The sequence below is a fragment of the Hydrogenophaga sp. FG152 genome (assembly GCF_057809615.1).
The window spans coordinates 1-441 of the sequence record NZ_JBMDKH010000050.1 but is presented as its reverse complement, the minus strand read 5'-3'; the positions used below and the strand labels follow the sequence as shown (position 1 = coordinate 441).

Annotated in this window: 1 protein-coding gene; it reads right to left on the bottom strand. The window is 64.2% G+C overall.

What is annotated here, in order from left to right; all coding sequences use genetic code 11:
- On the bottom strand, positions 1-356 hold a 356-nt coding region (locus ACODTB_RS25800), incomplete at its 3' end, for a leucine zipper domain-containing protein (RefSeq protein WP_488929884.1).
- Between the last annotated feature and the right edge of the window lie 85 nt (positions 357-441).

Below are 441 nucleotides of genomic sequence, written 5' to 3'. Positions count from 1 at the left end.
TGCAAGGCGCTCAAGCGGCTCAAGCCCAGGCGGGCCATGTGCCGGGCCACGGTGGACAGGCTGCGGCCGCACTGGCGGGCAATGCGCCACAACGGCAGGCGTTGTCGGCGGTGCAGTTCGAACTGGCTCACCTGTTCGGGGCGGCAGGCTGTGGGGCTGTGATGCGGTCGCGAGCTTCGATCACACAGCCCTGCTGTGCCTTCGGCCCTGAAGCGGGCCAGCCACTTGAACCCGGTGCGGCAGCTCACGCCCATGGCCTGGGCAGCCGCTGTCACGCACCAGCCTTCGTCCAATACCCTGCTGACCAGTAGGGCTCGACCCGCAGCCGTCAAGCGGGCATGCTTATGACTGTTCATCCGTCTCTCCTGACTTGAGTTGCTTGGCCTGGTAACCACAGCTTCCCAAATCCGAGACGGATGAACAACCTATTGAGACATCACA